Annotated in this window: 1 protein-coding gene and 1 pseudogene; both read left to right on the plus strand. The window is 64.7% G+C overall.

Translation table 11 applies throughout. The features are described 5' to 3' along the window. A pseudogene (locus ACRYR9_RS19755) lies at nt 1–202 on the plus strand (peptidase S53); the annotation flags it as partial. Next, a partial coding sequence (locus tag ACRYR9_RS19760; protein WP_432540228.1) for a S10 family serine carboxypeptidase-like protein occupies nt 147–754 on the plus strand: 608 nt, incomplete at its 3' end. The pseudogene ACRYR9_RS19755 and the gene ACRYR9_RS19760, both read left to right, overlap by 56 nt.

Here is a 754-nt window from a genome sequence, read left to right on the forward strand (position 1 = left end):
GCTGTGGGCCGCGCTCATTGCGCGCATCAACGCCATCAAGGGCACGCCGGTGGGCTATCTGCACGCACGACTGTATCAGCATCCCGACGCTTTCAATGACATCCAGCAGGGCAACAACAGCACGTTTGCCGCCGGCCCCGGTTGGGATGCCTGCACCGGCCTGGGTAGCCCCAAGGGCGACGCGATCGCCAATCTCTTCTAGCGCATCCAGCGTATTCAGTAGCGAGGCACGCATGACCACCACCGACCAGCCGTTCTTCGACCCCACCGCCTACGGCAACGGCCCCGACGACAACGTCACCGATACCAGCGAGGGCATGGCGATCACGCACCATACCGTGCGCGTTGGCGGGCGCGACATTGCCTATACCGCACGCGCTGGCCATCTGGTGACGGTGGATGCGAGCAGTTCGCAGCCGGCGGCCAAGATCTTTCACGTGGCCTTTACGGCGGATGGGCCCGAGGCGTCGGCCAGCGGCAAGGATGCGCGGCCGGTCACCTTCTTCTACAACGGCGGGCCGGGGTCTTCGGCGGTGTTTGTGCTGCTGGGGTCGTTTGCGCCACGGCGCATCATGACGGCGATGCCATCGTTCACGCCGCCCCCGCCTTACCGCATGGAAGACAACCCTGACAGCCTGCTTGACCGTTCGGATCTCGTCTTCATCAATCCGGTTGGCACCGGGTATTCAGCGGCCATCGCACCCAAGCGCAATCTCGACTTCTGGGGCGTGGATCAGGACGCGCGCAGCATCGC

This window comes from Kineococcus auxinigenes (genome assembly GCF_050871525.1).
GTDB lineage: Bacteria > Actinomycetota > Actinomycetes > Actinomycetales > Kineococcaceae > Kineococcus.